This window comes from Rhodococcus sp. EPR-147, assembly GCF_001647185.1.
GTDB lineage: Bacteria > Actinomycetota > Actinomycetes > Mycobacteriales > Mycobacteriaceae > Rhodococcoides.
Genome location: NZ_LVCU01000430.1, coordinates 1 through 902, shown reverse-complemented (window position 1 = coordinate 902; position 902 = coordinate 1). Strand labels below are relative to the sequence as shown.

At 68.1% G+C, this 902-nt stretch carries 1 pseudogene; it reads left to right on the top strand.

What is annotated here, in order from left to right:
* Positions 1 to 902 (top strand): annotated as a pseudogene (locus A2J02_RS18860) (bifunctional [glutamine synthetase] adenylyltransferase/[glutamine synthetase]-adenylyl-L-tyrosine phosphorylase); the annotation flags it as partial.

Below are 902 nucleotides of genomic sequence, written 5' to 3'. Positions count from 1 at the left end.
GGCATACGACCTCGCCGCGACCGTCGAGAACGAACCCGTCCTGCCGTACACGGTGGTCGGGTCGCAACTGTCCGACATGGCCGACGCTGCGCTCACCGCTGCACTGGCGGTGGCGGTGGCCACCGTGTGCCCGGACGCTCCGTGTCCGACGCGTCTGGCCGTCGTCGCGATGGGCAAATGCGGTGCGCGCGAACTCAATTACGTCTCCGACGTCGATGTCGTGTTCGTCGCCGAGCCCGCCGACTCGCAGGCGAGCCGCATCGCCGGTGAGATGATGCGCATCGGATCCTCGGCGTTCTTCGAGGTGGACGCGGCGCTGCGGCCGGAGGGCAAACGCGGCGAGCTGGTCCGCACCTTGGATTCGCACGTTGCCTACTACAAGCGCTGGGCCAAGACCTGGGAGTTCCAGGCTCTGCTCAAAGCCCGCCCGATGACCGGCGACATCGCGCTCGGCAACGATTACGTCGACGCGGTCAACCCGATGGTGTGGTTGGCCAGCCAGCGCGAGGACTTCGTGCCCGAGGTGCGCGCGATGCGGCGTCGCGTCGAGGAAATGGTGCCGCCGGAGCTCCGCGAGCGCGAGATCAAACTCGGACGCGGCAGCCTGCGGGACGTCGAATTCGCCGTCCAGCTCCTGCAATTGGTGCACGGTCGAACCGACGAGTCGCTGCGCGTTCTCGGCACGACCGATGCACTGACCGCACTCACCGAGGGCGGCTACGTGGGCCGCGACGATGCCGCGAACCTGACGGCCTCCTACGAGTTTCTCCGGCTGATCGAGCACCGCCTGCAGATGCAGCGAATGCGTCGCACACACACCCTGCCTCCTCAGGACGACGAGGAAGCCCTGCGGTGGCTGGCCCGTTCGGCGCACATGCGACCCGACGGCAACCGCGACGCCC